This window comes from Mycobacterium sp., from assembly GCF_049673265.1.
In the GTDB taxonomy this organism is placed as follows: Bacteria; Actinomycetota; Actinomycetes; order Mycobacteriales; family Mycobacteriaceae; genus Mycobacterium.
Genome location: NZ_JBATXN010000442.1, coordinates 1 through 17438, shown reverse-complemented (window position 1 = coordinate 17438; position 17438 = coordinate 1). Strand labels below are relative to the sequence as shown.

Sequence of the window (17438 nt, the reverse complement as noted above, 5' to 3'; positions counted from 1 at the left end):
GAGCACCCGTCGGTGCACCGGCTTGAGGCCGTCGCGCACTTCAGGCAACGCCCGGCCGACGATCACGCTCATCGCGTAATCGATGTAGCTGCGCTGCATCTCCTGCTGAATGTCAACCGGTTCGACGCGGTCGGCGGGCTCACCGCCGGGCGGCAGCGTGGTGTCTGTCATCTAGTCCTCGTTTGAGAATCGAATGGGGCGGAGATGCTTGCGGTTGTCAGACGTCCAGGAAGCGAACGTCTTTAGCGTTGCGGGTGATGAAGCTGCGGCGCGCGTCGACATCTTCGCCCATCAGGATCGAGAACAATTCGTCGGCGGCCGCGGCGTCGTCCAAGGTGACTTGACGCAGAATCCGAACCGAGGGATCCATAGTGGTTTCCCATAGCTCCTTGGCGTCCATCTCGCCGAGACCCTTGTAGCGCTGGATGCCGTCGTCGACGTTGATCTTCTTTCCGGCTTTCCTGCCGCCCGCGATCAGCCCGTCGCGTTCCTTGTCGGAGTACGCGAACTGCGCCTCGCTGCGCTGCCATTTCAGTTTGTACAGCGGTGGCTGGGCCAAGAACACGTGGCCGTTCTCGATCAGCGGGCGCATGAACCGGAACAACAGGGTCAGCAGCAGTGTCGAGATGTGTTGGCCGTCCACGTCGGCGTCGGCCATCAGGACGATCTTGTGATAGCGCAGCTTAGTGATGTCGAACTCGTCGTGGATGCCGGTGCCCAGCGCCGTGATAATCGCCTGCACTTCGGTGTTCTTCAGCACCCGATCGATCCGGGCTTTCTCGACGTTGATGATCTTGCCGCGCAGCGGAAGAATCGCCTGGAACATCGAGTCGCGACCGCTCTTGGCCGAACCGCCGGCCGAATCGCCCTCCACCACATACAGGTCCGATTTGCGCGGGTCGGTGGAGCGGCAGTCGGCCAACTTGCCGGGCAGCCCACCGAGATCAGTTGCGCTCTTGCGTCGCACCAACTCTCGGGCTTTCCGGGCCGCGATCCGCGCTTGCGCCGAGGACACGGCCTTGTTCACCACGGTCTTGGCGTCACTGGGGTTGGCTTCGAACCAGTGCGAGAGCTTGTCGTTGCAGGCCTTCTGCACGAACGATTTGACCTCGGTGTTACCCAGCTTGGTCTTGGTCTGGCCCTCGAACTGCGGCTCGCTGACCTTGACCGAAATGACGGCGGCCAGGCCTTCCCGGATGTCGTCGCCGGTGAGGTTGGGGTCCTTGTCTTTCAGCAGCTTCTTGTCTTTGGCGTACTTGTTCACCACCGACGTCAACGCGGCGCGGAACCCTTCCTCGTGGGTACCACCCTCGTGGGTGTTGATGGTGTTGGCGAACGTGTGCACCGACTCCGAGTAACCGGCGTTCCACTGCATCGCGATCTCGACCTCGTGACCGGGGCCCTTGTCGGAGAAGTCGACGATGCTGCTGTGGATCGGATTCTTGGTGCGGTTGATGTGCTTGACGAAGTCGACCAGCCCACCGGGGTAGTGGAACGTACGATGCTTGACCTTATGCGGCGCAGACGATTCCGCCGCCTTCGCTTCAGCCGACTTCGGCGCCTCGGCGGTGTCGCTGACGACCTCGTCGACTACTTCTTCGTTGCTGACCCGCTCGTCGGTCAGCTTTATGGTGAGCCCTTTATTCAGGAATGCCATCTCCTGCAGCCGGCGCGCGACAGTCTCGAAGTCGTAATCGGTCGTTTCGAAGATGTCGGGGTCGGCCCAAAAACGCACCGTTGTACCGGTCGCCTTGGTCTTCTCGCCTTGTTTGAGCGTGCCGGGGATGGAGCGGTCGTAATGCTGAAACCACTCGTAGCCGTCGGTCGAGATCTCGACCTCGAGTCGAGAGGACAATGCGTTGACCACTGACACGCCCACGCCGTGCAGGCCGCCGGACACCGCGTAGGCGCTGTCATCCCCGCCGAACTTTCCACCGGCATGCAGTTGGGTCATCACCACGTCGACGGTGGGGATGCCGGTGGAGTGCATGCCCACCGGAATACCGCGGCCATTGTCGGTGACTTGAACACCGCCGTTGTCCAAGATCTTCACGTCGACTTCGGTGGCGTAACCGGCCATCGCCTCGTCCACCGCGTTGTCGACGACCTCCCAGACCAGATGGTGCAATCCGCGCTCGCCGGTGGAGCCGATGTACATACCGGGCCGTTTGCGAACCGCTTCTAGCCCTTCCAGGACAGTGATGGAGTCGGCGCCGTACTGTTTCGGACTCTTTTTTTGGGTCTTTTGGGCAGCCACGGGGGGAAGGCTCTCCTTGGGGTTGTGCGCGGGTAGTCTCCGAGACTGTGCGCTGGTTCTCCGCCAGTCTACCTATAACAGGCGGTGGCACTGACTCTGCGAGGGTGTTTCTACACAGCTATCTGCGCCGTGTGCGGAATTTCTCGCCCTAGGCCGCGTCCGGACGCTTGACGAGCCAATTCGCACCGTTGTGACGGCCCTCAGCGGATCGTTCGATCCGTCAACCATAGGTGTCACGAGGACCCCTTCCGGCGATGTGCAACGGCCCCTTGCGCCACGACGGCGCGACAGGCCCGGTGATTTTCAGCGCGGTCACCACACCATCACCCACTTCGGCGGCGATCTTGGCCAGCACTTGCGCCTGGATGATCCGGAGCTGGGTCGCCCATGCCGTCGACTCCGCGGACACGCTCAAGATCCCGTCGCGCAGTGCGGTTGGGGTGGCGTGGTCGGCGATGTGTTGCCCCACGACAGTCGGCCACTGCCCGAATACCGCACCCTCGGCCACTCGCGATGACCAGCCGCGCTTCTTCGCCACATCGCGGGTGGCATTGCCCAGCGGCTGCGGATCCCGGCCGTCGGGTGCCGGACCAGACCAGCGGCGCCGGCTTCCAGTCCCGGCCACCCGGCGGGTCGGTGGCAGCCGTCGCCCGCGCCCGACGTCTTTGCCTTGGGTGCGGGCCGCGCCGCGAGCCTCTTCCAAAGCTCGTCTCACCAGGTCCATTCCGGGTAAGCCGCTCAACCGCTCCGGCGGCCCCGCTGCTTCGTCGGCGTCACTCATCCCGCACCGCCGAGACCGGTCCGTTGTCGCCGTCATGCAGCGCGATGTCCACTCGCTTGGCGTCCCAATCGCGAGGAACGTCATCGAGGACTGCGGCCGTCACCAAGACCTGCTCCGCAGAAGCCGCGGCCGCGGCCAGTGCCTCTCGGCGGGCCGCGTCGAGTTCGGCGAATACATCATCGAGCAATAAGACCGGGTCGCCGCCGTCTGCGCGCAGCAGCTCATAGGACGCCAACCGCAGGGCCAATGCCATCGACCACGATTCTCCATGGCTGGCAAAGCCTTTCGCGGGTTGCTCGCCCAGGCGTAGTTCAAGGTCGTCGCGGTGCGGGCCGACCAGGCACACACCACGCTCGAGTTCGGCGTCTCGGCGCTGCGCCATCTGACCCAGCAGCGCCGCCCGCAATTCCTCGGTGTCCGGGTGATCGGGTTGGACGTCGACGCTGGCGCGATAACCGATCGCCGCCGGCCGCGACGACGGCGCCAAAAGTTGATAGCTCTTCTGCAGTTCGGGCGCCAGCTCGTTCACCAACTCGATCCGGGCGGCCATCAATTCCGCGCCGTGCGTAGCCAAGTGACCGTCCCAAACATCAAGCGTGTCAAGGGCACCGCCGTCACCCCGAAACCGCGCACCGGCCGCGGACTTCAGCAATGCGGTGCGCTGGCGCAGAACTTTGTCATAGTCGGCACGCACCGCGGCCACCCGTGGTCGGCGAACTGCCGCCAGGTCATCGAGGTAGCGGCGTCGATCCGCCGGATCTCCGCGGACCAACGCCAGATCTTCCGGTGCGAACAACACCGCCCGAAGCACCCCCACCACCTCGCGGGGGCTACGCACCGGCGACCGATTCAACCGGGCTTTGTTGGCCCGCCCCGCCGCGATCTCCAAATCGACGGCACACTCGCGGCCGTCATTCACCACGATCGTCGACACCACCGCCCGCGATGCGCCCACCCGCACCAACGGCGCATCGGTGGCGACACGATGGGAGCCCAGAGTAGACGAATACCACAGTGCTTCAACGAGATTCGTCTTACCGTAACCGTTGGGCCCGACAAACACCGTCCGGCCCGGCGTCAACTCAAGCTCGGCCTGTTCCCACGACCGGAAATCCCGTAAGCCCAGGTGGCGGACGTACACCTAACCGCTAACCAGGAAGACGGACCGGCATCAACAGGTAGACGTAGTCGGTCGAAGCCGCGGGGAACGGCCCCTTGTCGCCTGTGTGTGGATCGTCGTCCCCGGCCGGCCGCAGCACCGCCGGGCGACTGGGGGTGGTGAAGCCAAATGACACGCGCTCAGAATGCAGCGACCCGAGTCCGTCGGTCAGATATGTCGGGTTGAAGGCGATTGTGAGTGGCTCTCCGGCGAAATCGACCGCCACGTCCTCTTCGGCCCGGCCGACATCGTCGGCGCCGGCCGACAGACGTAGCAGGTCGCCGGAGAATTCCATCCGAACCTGCGCACCACGATCGGCGACCAGCGCGACCCGTTTGATCGCCTCGGTCAACTCAGCGACCCCAATACTGGCCACCGCGGTGTGTTCGGTCGGCAACAGCTGGCGAAACTTGGGGAACTCGGCATCCAACAACCGGGTGGTGCTGCGTTTGCCGTTGCCGCTGATACCCAGCAATCCGTCCTTGCCCACGGCGGATCCCGACCCCAATGACAAGTGCACCTCGGCGCCGTCGGTGCCGGTCTTGGCCGCCTCGGCCAACGTCTTCGCGGGCACCAACACCGCCGCCTCCACATCGGGCCCGGCCGCCGACCACGTCAGCTCCCGCACCGCCAGCCGGAACCGATCGGTAGCAGCCATCACCACAGACTCACCAGAAATCTCGACCCGAATCCCGGTCAGCATCGGCAACGTGTCGTCGCGGCCGGCCGCCACGGCCACCTGACTGATCGCTTCGGCGAACAGCTCTGCCGCCAAAGCGCCGGTCTCCTCGGGCAATGCCGGCAGTGTCGGATAATCCTCAACGGCCATCGTCGGCAACGAAAACCTCGCGCTCCCGCAGGTCAGGGAGACCCTGGTGCCTTCCACCTGGACGTCTACGGGCTTGTCGGGCAATGCGCGCGTGATATCGGACAACAACCGTCCCGACACCAAAACTGTTCCCGGAGAAGCGATTTCGGCCGCCAGCCGTACTTCGGCAGAAACCTCGTAGTCGAATCCGGAAATCGTCAGCCCGTCGTCCGAGCCAGTCAACAACACCCCGGCGAGCACCGGCACCGTAGGCCTGTTGGGCAGCGTCCGAGCCACCCACGCCACCGCATCAGCGAAGTCTTCGCGCACCAAGCGAAACTTCAAGTCGGTCACACCGACTGTGGTCGTCGCCACGTCCATTGCGTCCCTTCAGTCACCCCAAGCACCCCCGAACAACACTGCCAACTCCACCGGATCCACCCCCGGTGGAGTTCGATTTCCCCGCTGATCTACGCCTGTGCCCGTAACCCGCTTCGACGACCGCAACGGCAGTCGAACCACAACCGTAGAGCTTCGAGCGCCATCTTGAAAGCTAATCGGAATCAATGACACTCGGGGTCGTCTCGCACTGACGCGAGGGTGTGGAACAGCCCGTCCCCAGCCGTCTTTTCCAAGAAGAAACTACGGAGATATCTCAGTAACAGTATTAAGGCCTGTGCATGTTGGGGACAGCTTGTCGTCTGCGCTGCTGGGCCGGGCTGGCCGGGTTGTGGATGACGACGGCGTGGTTGTGGGGTTTGTGTGTAGTGGTTGGGGATGGGCCGCGGCTGTGCACTCGGCTGGGATATCCGGGCCCGAACGTAACCAGGTTGCCCACAGGCGTATGCACAGCCGGAGCTGTGACAGGTGGGGTAGCCGTGCCCAAAGTTTTTTGGATTGAACGGCTTACGGTCGGCGCTTAACGCTTGGACCGCTGCCGAATCCGGGTGGTGAGTTCCTTGACGTGATCGAAGACTTCGCGTCGTTCGGCCATCTCGGAGAGGATTTTGCGCTGGGCGTACATGACCGTGGTGTGATCGCGGCCGAATGCTTGCCCGATCTTCGGCAGTGATAGGTCGGTAAGTTCGCGGCACAGGTACATCGCGATCTGCCGGGACTGGGCTAGTGCCCGGGTCTTACCGGGGCCGCGCAGTTCCTCGACAGTGGTGTCGAAGTATTCGGCAGTGGCGGCCATGATGGTCGCCGCGCTGATCTGCATGGTGCTGGCGTCGGCAATGAGATCACGAAGCACGATCTCTGCCAGCGCCTTATCGATCGGTGTCTTGTTCAGCGACGCGAACGCGGTCACCCGGATGAGTGCACCCTCGAGCTCGCGAATGTTGCGTTCGATGCTGCTGGCGATCAGTTCGAGCACATCATCGGGGACCGCCAGCCGTTCCATCTGTGCTTTCTTACGCAGAATCGCGATGCGGGTTTCCAGCTCCGGTGGCTGCACATCGGTGATCAGTCCCCACTCGAACCGGGTCCGCAGCCGGTCTTCCAAGGTGGCGAGCTGCTTGGGTGGCCGGTCGGAGGAGATGACGATCTGCTTGTTGGCGTTGTGCAGCGTATTGAAAGTGTGGAAGAACTCTTCTTGGATGCCTTCTTTACCTTCGATGAACTGAATGTCATCGACGAGCAGCACGTCGACATCGCGGTAACTGCGTTTGAAGGCGACTTTGCGGTCGTCGCGTAGCGAGTTGATGAAGTCATTGGTGAATTCTTCGGTAGAGACATATTTGACCCGCATACCCGGAAATAGGCGTTGGGCGTAGTTACCGGCGGCATGCAGGAGGTGCGTCTTACCAAGGCCGGACTCGCCCCAGATGAACAGCGGGTTGTAGGCCCGGGCGGGCGCTTCTGCGATTGCAAGCGCGGCAGCGTGAGCGAATCGGTTGGAGGCGCCGATCACGAAGGTGTCAAAGGTGTAGCGCCGGTTCAGGCTGGTACCGCCGGCCGCGTCGGGGTCGGTGCTGTGCGGTCGTTCGGTGAAGTAGGTGGGCCAGTTTTGGTGGGCACTAGCAAGGGCTTCGCGGTCTTCGTCGACTTCGTCGGTGTCGGCGGTCCACTCGTCGGGAAGGAGGTTGGCAGCCTCATCGGATTCTTCGCCGGCGAGCGCGGCGATGCGAACGCCGAGTTCGATTTGTTGGCCGAGGCGGCGGCTGAGCGCCTCGGTGATCTGCGTGCGCAGATGACGCTCGATCTCGTTCTGCACGAAGCTGCTCGGTACCGAGAGCAGAGCAAACCCCTCGACGATCTGCAGCGGTTGCACGAGGTTGAGCCAAGCGCGTTGCTGCGGTGTCAGGGCAGTGACGTACGGCTCACCGTTGGGCTCGGCCGCGTCGGGGGAAATCTCGCCGTTGAGTTCGGAGACGACCGCACTCCAGACCGTCGAGAAACTTGATCCGGGGTCCTCGGTCAACGACGGGTCCCCCTGATTAGACGTCGACGTATAGGCACAAGTTGCGACCATGAACTGTCCACATGGTTATCCACAAGTGTGGACAGGACAGCCGCCATCGCGCCGCAAATAGCCGCCGACGGCACGCGAGATCGGTGCTCAAGATAGCCAGCGTGGGTCATGTGGCCAAGGAGCCGATCCGCCATCCTCGCTTCGTTGTCGGGCGCCGTTCCTGATCGGTACGGCTTGGAACTACACCGGTCCGAAGCTAACAGTTTTCGCCGTCCACGCCAACCGTTCTGCAACATTGGCAGGACCTTTCATAGAATTGCTCGCGGAGTGCGGTGGCGGGTGTGACGTTAGTTAAATTTTTGCCGTCGGGTTGGGCGTCGAGAAGGCCAAGTTTGACCCGGCGAACGCACGTCAGTACCCTCGTCTAGTCGCCCGAAAGTCGGCGATACGGCTGCGATCCGCGCGATATGCGCGGGGGCCGCGCCGGTTACCAGCGAGACACAGAGCCTGCCGAGGCTTCGTGAGGGTAATCGTGTTCCACCGGTATAGCCACCGGGCCGGATCATGATGCCAGATGCAACGAGGAGAGAGTCGTGGCAAAGGGCAAGCGGACGTTCCAGCCGAACAACCGGCGGCGAGCTCGCGTACACGGCTTCCGGCTGCGCATGCGCACCCGTGCGGGGCGTGCGATCGTATCAAGCCGGCGCCGCAAGGGCCGCCGCTCGTTGACTGCCTGATTCGAACTCCGGTGTAACAGCGGTGCTTTCCGCGCGGAACCGTATGACGCGGTCGACCGATTTCGATGCCACGGTGAAGCACGGGACCCGTGCCGTGCAACCACACCTCGTGGTCTATGCCCGACCCGGAGACACGGCAGCAGCCGAGCCGCCGAAGGTCGGCCTGATCGTGTCGCGCTCGGTGGGCTCGGCGGTGCAACGGCACCAATTGGCCCGGCGGTTACGCCATGTCGCTCGTCGGGTAGTCGAAGGGCTACAGCGGTCTGAGCACGTCGTGATCCGCGCGCTACCGAGCAGCCGTAACCTCGATTCCGCCCGGTTGGAAGATGAACTACGCGCGGGCTTACGCCGCATCGACGCGACGGGAGCTCGCCGGTGAACGACATAACGTCACGGGTGCGGCAGCTGCTACGCGGGGCCGAAGTGGGGGTCGTGCGCGGGTTAATTTTCCTGATCCAGCTGTACCGCCACATGGTGTCGCCACTGCGGCTGCCGACGTGCCGGTTCACCCCAACCTGTAGCCAGTACGCCGTGGACGCACTGACCGAGTATGGGTTGGTGCGGGGGACTGGGTTGGCAGCCATCCGGCTGGCCAAGTGCGGCCCCTGGCATCGGGGAGGATGGGATCCGATACCCGAGCGCCAGGGCAAACCGGCCGATATGGGGCAGGCCTGGGATAACCCAGCGACGCTAGAGAAGAGTGATTATGTCGTTTGATCCGTTCAGCCTGGACTACTTCTATTATCCGGTCTCGGCGATTATGTGGGTCTGGTACAAGGCGTTCGCCTTCCTGCTGGGACCCACGAGCTTTTTCGCCTGGACGCTGTCGGTGATGTTCCTGGTGTTCACGCTGCGGGCGCTTTTGTACCACCCCTTCGTCCGCCAGATCCGCACCACCCGCCAGATGCAGGAGTTGCAACCTCAGATCAAGGCGCTGCAAAAGAAGTACGGCAAGGACCGTCAACGGATGGCGCTGGAAATGCAGAAGCTGCAGCGCGAACACGGATTCAACCCCATCCTTGGCTGCTTGCCGATGCTGGCCCAGCTCCCGGTGTTCCTCGGGCTCTACCACGTACTGCGGTGCTTCAACCGGACGAGCACCGGTATCGGACAGCTTGGGCTATCCCCCGACCAGAACCGCGAGCTTGGGAACTATGTCTTCACCGCTGCGGATGTCGGACATTTCTTGGACGCCAACCTATTTGGCGCACCGCTGGGCGCTACGATGACGCAGCGCGGAGCCAGCCTCGCTGCCTTCGCCGAGTTCAGCCGGCCCGCTGTGGTCGCCGTCGGCGTGCCGGTGATGGTCCTGGCCGGCATCGCCACCTACTTCAACAGCCGAGCGTCGGTGGCGCGGCAGAGTGCCGAGGCCGCGGCCAATCCGCAGACCGCGATGATGAACAAGCTGGCGCTGTACGTGTTTCCGCTCGGCGTGGTGGTGGGCGGACCGTTCTTGCCATTGGCAATCATCTTCTACTGGTTCTCCAACAACATCTGGACCTTCGGCCAGCAGCACGTCGTCTTCGGGATGATCGAAAAAGAGGAAGAGGCGAAGAAGCGCGAAGCGCTGGAACGCCGGGCCGCCAACGCGCCGGCGCCGGGCGCCAAGCCGAAGCGGTCGCCGAAGAATGCACCAGGAGGCGGCAACGGATCGTCGGCTCCTGCCGAAGGATCCGACGGTGACAGGCCGGCGACGGAATCTTCGACCGATGCGACAGTGGGCAACAGCAGCACGGCCGCTCGTGTGCCACGGCCGGGGGCGAAGCCGAAAAAGCGCAAACGCTGAACGGGCCGAACCGATGCGACGACTCGGGCCGGACACGGCCTATAGGCCCACTGTCGGAACGGACGTCGGTTCGCAGACTTGGCCGGGCGAGGGCTCGGACGACGGGAAGGAAACAAGAAGGCATGACGGAAGCGGACACAACGGGATTCGACACAGCCGAAGCGCCGGCTGAAGAGGCGCCGGACGAGGCGCGGGCAGAGGCTTCGGACGACGCCGCGACGAGCGATACCGACACCGACGGCGACATCGAGGAGCAGTTGGTCGCCGAAGGAGAGATCGCCGGGGACTACTTGGAAGAGCTGCTGGACCTACTGGACTTCGACGGCGACATCGACTTGGACGTCGAGGGGAGCCGCGCGATGGTAAGCATCGACGGTAGCGACGATTTGAATAAGTTGGTGGGGCGCAAGGGCGAGGTGCTCGACGCTCTGCAGGAACTGACCCGGTTGGCGGTGCATCAGAAGACCGGAGTGCGTAGCCGACTGATGCTCGACATAGCAAGCTGGCGGCGGCGGCGTCGCGAAGAGTTGGCGGCGTTGGGCGACAAGGTGGCCAGGAAGGTACTGGAAAGTGGCGAGCGCGAAGAACTCGCTCCGATGACGCCCTTCGAGCGCAAGATCGTTCACGACGCGGTAGCGGCGGTCGACGGAGTCCGTAGCGAGAGCGAAGGCGTAGAACCGTCGCGCCGGGTCGTCGTCCTGGCCGACTGAAACCGCGCCAGACTTACACGGATGTAGTTCGAACGGACCTACCGGCCCCCGAGGGGAGGATTGTTTCACGTGAAACATGTCATTCCCCGGGGCGCGGCGCCGCTGGTGCCGCCTCCGCCCGAAGTAGCGGACGCGATCTTCGGGCCGCGCCTGGACCTCGCCAAGCGCTATGCCGAGCTGCTCGCCGATACCGGCGTCGAGTGGGGTCTGCTGGGTCCGCGCGAGATCGATCGGATCTGGGAGCGCCACCTCCTGAATTGCGGCGTCGTCGCCGAGTTGTTGGAACCCGGCGAACGCGTGGCCGACATCGGTAGCGGCGCCGGCTTACCGGGGTTGGCGCTGGCGATCGCCGAGCCCGCCTTGCACGTCATCCTGATTGAGTCGCTGCAGCGCCGAACCGAGTTCTTACGGATGGCCGTCGCCGATTTGGGGCTGGACGTGGAAGTGGTCCGCGGCCGGGCGGAGGACGCCGCAGTCCGCCAGAGCGTGGCTGGCGCCGACGCGGTTGCGTCCCGCGCCGTGGCGCCGCTGGACAAAGTGACGCGGTGGAGCTTGCCGCTGTTGAAGCCGGACGGCCGGATGCTGGCGATCAAGGGGGAGCGGGCAGCCGCCGAAGTCCGCGAGTACCGGCGTGTGATGACCGCGTTGGGCGCCACGGATGCCAGGGTGGTGGAATGTGGCGTGGAGTATCTGTCTCCGCCGACAACCGTGGTGGTGGCACGGCGCGGCAAGCCGACTCAGGTTCGGCGTGTGCCGCGCCGACGGTCGAAGAGGGAGAGCTTATGAGTGCGCCGCACGAGCCGATCGAACACGCAGCCACCCAAACGTCCACGGCGCATGTTTCACGTGAAACATCGGAATTCGATACGCCGATCGGCGCTGCCGCCGAGCGCGCGATGCAGGTGCTCCACACCGCGTATCAACCGCTACGCCGGCCCCGGCGGCGACGACTCTTCACTATCGCAAACCAGAAAGGCGGCGTCGGCAAGACCACCACGGCGGTGAATCTGGCCGCGGCGCTGGCCGTCCAAGGGCTCAAAACGCTCGTGATCGATCTCGACCCACAGGGCAATGCGAGCACCGCGCTGGGCATCGCCGACCGTCATTCCGGGACGCCCTCGTCGTATGAAGTGCTCCTCGGCGAGATGCCGCTGCACACCGCGCTGCGCCGCAGCCCGCACAGTGACCGGCTGTTCTGTGTCCCGGCGACCATCGACCTGGCCGGTGCCGAGATCGAATTGGTGAGCATGGTGGCGCGGGAGAATCGATTGCGCACCGCGCTGGCCGCCCTCGACGACCTTCATTCCGAAGCCCCCTTCGACTACGTCTTCATCGACTGCCCACCGTCGCTGGGGCTGCTGACCATCAACGCTTTAGTGGCGGCCCCCGAGGTGTTGATCCCGATCCAGTGCGAGTACTACGCGCTGGAAGGGGTGTCGCAGTTGATGAATAACATCGAGATGGTCAGAGCCCATCTGAACCCCGGCCTGAACGTCAGCACCGTCATCCTCACCATGTACGACGGCCGGACCAAGCTCGCCGATCAGGTGGCCGACGAAGTCCGCCGCTACTTCGGGGCCAAGGTCTTGCGCACCGTGATCCCGCGGAGCGTGAAGGTCTCCGAGGCGCCGGGTTACAGCATGACGATCATCGATTACGATCCCGGATCGCGCGGTGCGATGAGCTATCTCGACGCCAGCCGCGAGCTCGCGGAGCGCGACGCAGCAGCACCCGAGGAGGGCGAACAAGCATGACCCAGCCGCTACGTAAGAATGGCGGGCTCGGGCGGGGCCTGGCCTCGCTGATCCCCACCGGCCCGGCCGAGGGCACCCCCGGTTCGTCAGACCTCGGGCCGCGGATGGGCGACGCCGCAGCCGATATCGTGCTGGGCGGTCCGACGGCAAGCGGTGCGACCGGTATGGGCGCCGTATACCGCGAAATCGACCCCGGCCTCATCGAGCCGAATCCACGCCAACCGCGACAGGCTTTCGACGAGGAAGCACTCGCCGAACTCGTGCACTCGATCCGTGAGTTCGGCCTCATGCAGCCGATCGTGGTGCGCGCCATGCCGGGCGGGCAGCGGTATCAGTTGGTGATGGGGGAGCGGCGGTGGCGCGCGGCCCAAGCGGCGGGCATGACCGCGATCCCGACGATCGTGCGCGAGACCGGCGAGGACAACCTGCTGCGCGACGCGCTGCTGGAGAACATTCACCGGGTGCAGCTGAACCCTCTGGAGGAGGCGGCGGCCTATCAGCAATTGCTCGACGAATTCGGCGTCACCCACGATGAACTGGCTGCGCGGATCGGTCGGTCCCGGCCGCTGATCACCAACATGATCCGGTTGCTCCGACTGCCGATTCCCGTGCAACGACGGGTCGCCGCCGGGGTGCTGTCGGCCGGCCACGCCCGGGCGCTGCTCTCCCTTGAGGGTGGCCCCGATGCGCAAGAAAGCCTCGCGGCGCGGATCGTCGCCGAAGGGCTGTCGGTGCGGGCAACCGAAGAGGCGGTCACTCTCGCCAACCGCAGCGACACCAGCCAGCCGGCGCCGCCGCGGCGCAAGCCGATCCAGATGCCTGGCCTGCAGGACGTTGCCGAGCAGCTGTCGGGCGCCTTCGACACCCGCGTCACAGTCAGCCTGGGAAAACGCAAGGGCAAGATCGTGGTCGAGTTCGGTTCGGTGGATGATTTGCAGCGGATCGTGGGCCTGATGAACTCGCGAGAGGCCTGACCTGAGACACGAGCTGATTACGTCACTGTGACAATCCGGCCAAGATTCCCGCGGCAAGATGACGTTATCAAGTGAATCAGACTGTGCACCAGGCAATTTCGTTCTCGTGACTGCTTCGACGACGGCCGGCCAGCTGGTGGGCATTCGGCCGCCCGGCGCGCGGCTGGTTGGGCCCGCGATCGGGCTCGCGCGAGTCTCGCCGTCGACCACACGCGAGGGGTACGCTCAGCTTCGGAGTGGCGGCACCCGCGGGGAAGCTGGACATTGGCGGCACCCTGCGACGATGGGGGCCACAATGGCATGAGGAGAAGCAGGGTCAGTAATGACAGCCCTCCACAGAGGCCCAGGAGTCTAGTGTCTGCTCGAATCACACCGCTGCGACTAGAAGCGTTCGACCAGCTTCCTAAACATGCGCGCCGGTGCACATTCTGGGAAGTCGACCCCGCAACCCTCGGCAACGACGACCAGCTCGCCGACCCCGAATTCGAGAAAGAGGCGTGGCTGTCGATGGTCATGCTCGAGTGGGGATCGTGCGGTCAGGTGGCGACGGCGGCTCCGGCCGAGTGCGCCGGCGGCGAGCCACCTTGCCTGGGCTACGCGCTCTATGCACCGCCACGGGCGGTGCCGCGGGCGCACCGGTTTCCGACGGCACCGGTGTCGGCCGACGCTGTCCTGCTCACCTCGATGCGGGTGGAGCCCGGACCAGCCGCCGACGAGCTGCCCTACAGCCTGGTGGAACGGGTGGTCGACGAGTTGGTCCGACGGGGCGTCCGGGCATTGGAGGCGTTCGGGCGCACCGAGAACGTCGTGGAGTTGCTCGACCCGCAGAGCGTCGACCCCGCTCTGCGACCGGTGTTGGAGGCGCTAGGGGACTGTTCGGTCGAGCACTGCGTGATCGCCGCCGACTTCCTACGTGATGTGGGGTTCGTCGTAGTGGCGCCGCATCGCTATTTTCCGCGCTTGCGGCTCGAGCTGGACAAGGGCCTTGGCTGGAAGGCGGAGGTCGAAGCTGCGTTGGAGCGGCTGCTCGAAACGTCGTCGCTGCAGCAGCCCGTAGGAGCCGGATCTGCAGCGGGATCTGCGGCAGGTTCGTCTGCTACGAGCCGCTAAGCCGGCTGGCCTGTTCCACCGACAACTCGTGTGCAAGCAGTTCGGCGAACGTGAATGTGCCGGTGGGCCGGTCGTTTTTCCCGAGCAGATAAAGCCGCTTGACCGCCGCCAGGATTCCCTCGGCGACCGCGTCGCGGGTTTGGGTGGTGATCAGCAGCGCCCGATCCCGCGGATTGGTGATGTAGCCGATGTCGACCTGAACAGTCGGCATTCGGGTCAGCCGCAGCAGGTCCCAGGTACGGCCGTGGGTGCGGCAGTCGCGTAAACCGGTGCGCGCGACCACTTCTCGTTGAATAAAGTCAGCCAGATTACGGCCAATGGTCGAGACCGAGCCATGCGAATTGCCGAAGTGGAAAGACGCGACGCCGTTAGCCGACGGGCTGGCCTGGGTTGCGCAACGCAGGCTGATCATCAGATCGGCACCGACGGCGTTAGCGGTGGCGGCCCGCTCGGCGTCGGATGGGCTGCGGTTGGTCGGCCTCGACAGAAACGTCTCCATGCCGATGGCGGTCATTCGTCCTTCAAGGCGACTTGCCAAGTCCCACAACACATCTGCTTCGCTGATAGGACCGGCTGCACTGTGTGCGATCAACCCGTTGTCAGTGCCGCCGCGACCGGGATCGATGATGATCCGCTTGCCGGACAGCTTTGGCCCGGATCGACGGACCAGCTCCTCTTCACGGATGGCGTGCAACGAGCCGCCGGTCACCCTTGAGGAGAGAAAGTACAAGGAGCGCAACGTTTCCGGGCCGCAGATACCGTCGGCGTAGAGGCCGTATTCCCGCTGGTATGACATCAACCCGTTGTGCGTCTGCAAGCCGAAGTATCCGTCGACCAGCCCGGTGTAAAAGCCGAGATCCTGCAATCTGGCTTGCAGCGTGGCGACGTCGTCACCGTACATCGGTGCACCGAATTGATGGTTGAGCGTGCGGGCACCGAGCCGGTAGGACGCTTCTTTCAGCGCCCGATAGGTGGCTTCGCCAACAATCCCGTCCACCAGCAGTCCCCGATGCTGCTGAAACGCCCGCACTGCGTGGTCGAGCTCTTCGTCAAACACATCGAGCGCCACATGCTTTCCGGTGGTGAGGTCTGCGTCCGGGCCGTCGAGATGCCCCAGCGCGGTCAGCGAAGCCCGAATCTCGGTGACCGCTGCGCTGCGGTCACCACAGCGCAGCGCCTCGCCGGCGCCGCGGTGCGGATGCGACATTCAAGGCCTCCGGTGAGCTGATGTGAACAGCCCTGCCGTTCGTTGGACAGGCTTGGCGGTATTGTCGCAGACGCTCGGCGATTTCGGGAAAACGCCAGGCTAATCGCGGCGATCTGTAGCGAACTATCCGACGTTGGGAACGGCGTCGGAAAGCTCGCGCAACAACGCCGCTTTACCTTTGGCCCCGACGATCCGCTTGACCGGCTCGCCGTCCTTGAACAAGATCAACGTGGGAATCGAAACCACCTGAAAATTGCGAGCCGTCTCGGGGTTTGCGTCGACGTCAAGTTTGGCAACGGTCAACTGCCCGGCGGTCTCGGCCGCGATCTCCGCAAGCACCGGCGCCACCATCTTGCACGGTCCGCACCAGGTAGCCCAAAAGTCAACCAGCACAGGCGTATTGCTGGCCAACACGTCGCTCTCGAAAGATGCGTCAGAGACGTCTACGGGTGCTCCGGTGTTCGTCATCGGGGTGCTCCAATCAAAGTGTCGCTGCTGCTGGGGTTTCGGTGGCGCTGGTCTGGGTACGCTCGCCGGGCTGTGCATGTTCGGACAACCAGCGCTCGGCGTCAATCGCCGCGCTACAGCCCGTGCCGGCGGCGGTGACCGCCTGTCGGTAGGTGTGGTCGACCAAGTCGCCGGCCGCAAACACCCCGTCGAGCGAGGTGTAGGTGGTATTGCTCTGCACCAGCACGTACCCCGCCGGGTCCAGGTCCACGGCGCCGCGGACCAATTCGGACCGCGGATCGTGGCCGATCGCGACGAAGACCCCCGTCACGGCCAGCGTGGATTCCTTGCCGGTGGCGGTGTCGCGTAGACGCAGCCCGGTCACGGTGGTGTCGCCCTCGACGGCGACCACGACACTGTTGGTGACGAACCGGATTTTGTCGTTGCTGCGGGCGCGCTCGAGCATGATCTTCGACGCGCGGAACTCGTCGCGGCGATGGACGAGCGTCACACTGCGGGCGAACTTGGTCAGGAAGGTGGCTTCCTCCATCGCCGAATCGCCGCCGCCGATCACCGCGATGTCCTGATCGCGGAAGAAGAAGCCGTCGCAGGTGGCGCAGGAACTGACCCCGCGGCCCAGCATCTCCTGCTCACCCGGAACGTGCAGATAGCGGGCCGCGGCGCCCATCGCCAGGATGACGGCCCGCGCCTGCAACGTCTCGCCGTCCGCGGTCGTGACCGACTTGACCGGGCCGTCCAGCGACACCGATTCGACGTCTTCCATGCGCAGGTCAGCTCCGAACCGCAGCGCCTGCTCGCGCATCTGGTCCATCAATTCCGGGCCAGTGATCCCGTCGCGAAATCCGGGATAGTTCTCCACCTCGGTCGTGGTCATCAACGCACCGCCGAACGAGGTGCCCTCGAACACCACCGGCGCCAGCTGGGCGCGCGCCGCATACAGCGCCGCGGTGTAACCGGCCGGTCCGGAGCCGATGATGATCACGTTGTGAACAGGGGTGCTTGAGGAGCTCATACCAGCCTTTCGGGTACTCCAAGCCGCTTCAAAGCAATCGAACGCCAGGGTAGGCGGTGGTTGTTCCCGCCGAACACTACGGACGGTTGACGATCCTGTCAGCCAACAGGCCGGTGTTGGCGGAACTACAGGTCGGCGGTACCGCCAGAGCCGCTACCGTGCCGGGTGCGCCGCCGGGGAGTAGCAGCACGACGGCCGTGTGGCCGGAAATCTCAACCGGCCGGGCACCCAGAACTCGGGTATCGGCCGGGTAGCCCAAGCC

At 64.4% G+C, this 17438-nt stretch carries 18 protein-coding genes and 1 pseudogene; 9 read left to right on the top strand and 10 right to left on the bottom strand.

From position 1 onward, the window contains the following. The 6 genes from WBF82_RS15505 to dnaA form a co-directional block, all read right to left on the bottom strand. The coding region (locus WBF82_RS15505; protein ID WP_424383876.1) for a hypothetical protein at window positions 1-171 on the bottom strand (171 nt) is incomplete at its 3' end. A 46-nt stretch (window positions 172-217) separates the two neighbouring features. Further along, window positions 218-2257, bottom strand: a complete 2040-nt coding sequence (gene gyrB / locus WBF82_RS15500) for a DNA topoisomerase (ATP-hydrolyzing) subunit B (protein ID WP_424383873.1) — start codon at window positions 2255-2257, stop codon at window positions 218-220. A gap of 220 nt (window positions 2258-2477) precedes the next feature. Then, on the bottom strand, window positions 2478-3038 hold the full coding sequence (locus WBF82_RS15495) for a DUF721 family protein (protein ID WP_424383872.1): 561 nt from the start codon (window positions 3036-3038) through the stop codon (window positions 2478-2480). Next, window positions 3031-4179 carry a DNA replication/repair protein RecF gene (recF, locus tag WBF82_RS15490; RefSeq protein ID WP_424383871.1) on the bottom strand — a complete coding sequence of 383 codons (1149 nt, stop codon included), beginning with the start codon at window positions 4177-4179 and terminating at the stop codon, window positions 3031-3033. The genes WBF82_RS15495 and recF overlap by 8 nt, the downstream gene beginning before the upstream one ends. 7 nt (window positions 4180-4186) lie before the next feature. Then, window positions 4187-5386, bottom strand: coding sequence for a DNA polymerase III subunit beta (gene dnaN, locus WBF82_RS15485; protein ID WP_424383870.1), 1200 nt, complete (start codon window positions 5384-5386; stop codon window positions 4187-4189). Window positions 5387-5924: 538 nt separating this feature from the next. After that, the gene (gene dnaA / locus WBF82_RS15480) at window positions 5925-7427 is read right to left on the bottom strand and encodes a chromosomal replication initiator protein DnaA (RefSeq protein WP_424383875.1); all 1503 of its coding nucleotides are present in this window, start codon (window positions 7425-7427) and stop codon (window positions 5925-5927) included. A gap of 584 nt (window positions 7428-8011) precedes the next feature. Here dnaA and rpmH point away from each other — a divergent pair. From rpmH to WBF82_RS15435, 9 genes are all read left to right on the top strand, one after another. Continuing rightward, window positions 8012-8155, top strand: coding sequence for a 50S ribosomal protein L34 (gene rpmH, locus WBF82_RS15475; protein WP_081968348.1), 144 nt, complete (start codon window positions 8012-8014; stop codon window positions 8153-8155). A gap of 22 nt (window positions 8156-8177) precedes the next feature. Then, entirely contained in the window at window positions 8178-8534 is a 357-nt protein-coding gene (gene rnpA / locus WBF82_RS15470; protein ID WP_424383869.1) for a ribonuclease P protein component, read from the top strand. Between the two features lie 92 nt (window positions 8535-8626). Beyond that, window positions 8627-8872, top strand: a complete 246-nt coding sequence (gene yidD / locus WBF82_RS15465) for a membrane protein insertion efficiency factor YidD (RefSeq protein WP_424383874.1) — start codon at window positions 8627-8629, stop codon at window positions 8870-8872. Beyond that, the gene (yidC, locus tag WBF82_RS15460) at window positions 8856-9941 is read left to right on the top strand and encodes a membrane protein insertase YidC (protein ID WP_424383868.1); all 1086 of its coding nucleotides are present in this window, start codon (window positions 8856-8858) and stop codon (window positions 9939-9941) included. Before yidD ends, yidC begins: the two co-directional genes overlap by 17 nt. 122 nt (window positions 9942-10063) lie before the next feature. After that, window positions 10064-10651 carry a protein jag gene (locus WBF82_RS15455; RefSeq protein WP_424383867.1) on the top strand — a complete coding sequence of 196 codons (588 nt, stop codon included), beginning with the start codon at window positions 10064-10066 and terminating at the stop codon, window positions 10649-10651. A 69-nt stretch (window positions 10652-10720) separates the two neighbouring features. Further along, entirely contained in the window at window positions 10721-11437 is a 717-nt protein-coding gene (rsmG, locus tag WBF82_RS15450; RefSeq protein ID WP_424383866.1) for a 16S rRNA (guanine(527)-N(7))-methyltransferase RsmG, read from the top strand. After that, complete coding sequence (locus tag WBF82_RS15445) at window positions 11434-12405, top strand: ParA family protein (protein WP_424383865.1); 972 nt, start codon at window positions 11434-11436, stop codon at window positions 12403-12405. Before rsmG ends, WBF82_RS15445 begins: the two co-directional genes overlap by 4 nt. Continuing rightward, a complete protein-coding gene (locus WBF82_RS15440) occupies window positions 12402-13379 on the top strand; it encodes a ParB/RepB/Spo0J family partition protein (RefSeq protein ID WP_424383864.1) in 978 nt (325 codons plus the stop codon). The genes WBF82_RS15445 and WBF82_RS15440 overlap by 4 nt, the downstream gene beginning before the upstream one ends. A gap of 354 nt (window positions 13380-13733) precedes the next feature. Next, window positions 13734-14489 (top strand): acetyltransferase, encoded by a 756-nt coding sequence (locus WBF82_RS15435; protein WP_424383863.1) that lies wholly within the window; start codon window positions 13734-13736, stop codon window positions 14487-14489. On the opposite strand, the gene WBF82_RS15430 is transcribed toward WBF82_RS15435, so the two are convergent. From WBF82_RS15430 to WBF82_RS15415, 4 genes and pseudogenes are all read right to left on the bottom strand, one after another. Beyond that, on the bottom strand, window positions 14476-15696 hold the full coding sequence (locus tag WBF82_RS15430; protein ID WP_424383862.1) for an N-acetylmuramoyl-L-alanine amidase: 1221 nt from the start codon (window positions 15694-15696) through the stop codon (window positions 14476-14478). The genes WBF82_RS15435 and WBF82_RS15430 overlap by 14 nt on opposite strands. A gap of 123 nt (window positions 15697-15819) precedes the next feature. Further along, entirely contained in the window at window positions 15820-16164 is a 345-nt protein-coding gene (trxA, locus tag WBF82_RS15425) for a thioredoxin (protein ID WP_424383861.1), read from the bottom strand. Between the two features lie 13 nt (window positions 16165-16177). Then, window positions 16178-17176, bottom strand: a complete 999-nt coding sequence (gene trxB, locus WBF82_RS15420; protein ID WP_424383860.1) for a thioredoxin-disulfide reductase — start codon at window positions 17174-17176, stop codon at window positions 16178-16180. Window positions 17177-17252: 76 nt separating this feature from the next. Beyond that, window positions 17253-17438: pseudogene (locus tag WBF82_RS15415) on the bottom strand (hypothetical protein); the annotation flags it as partial.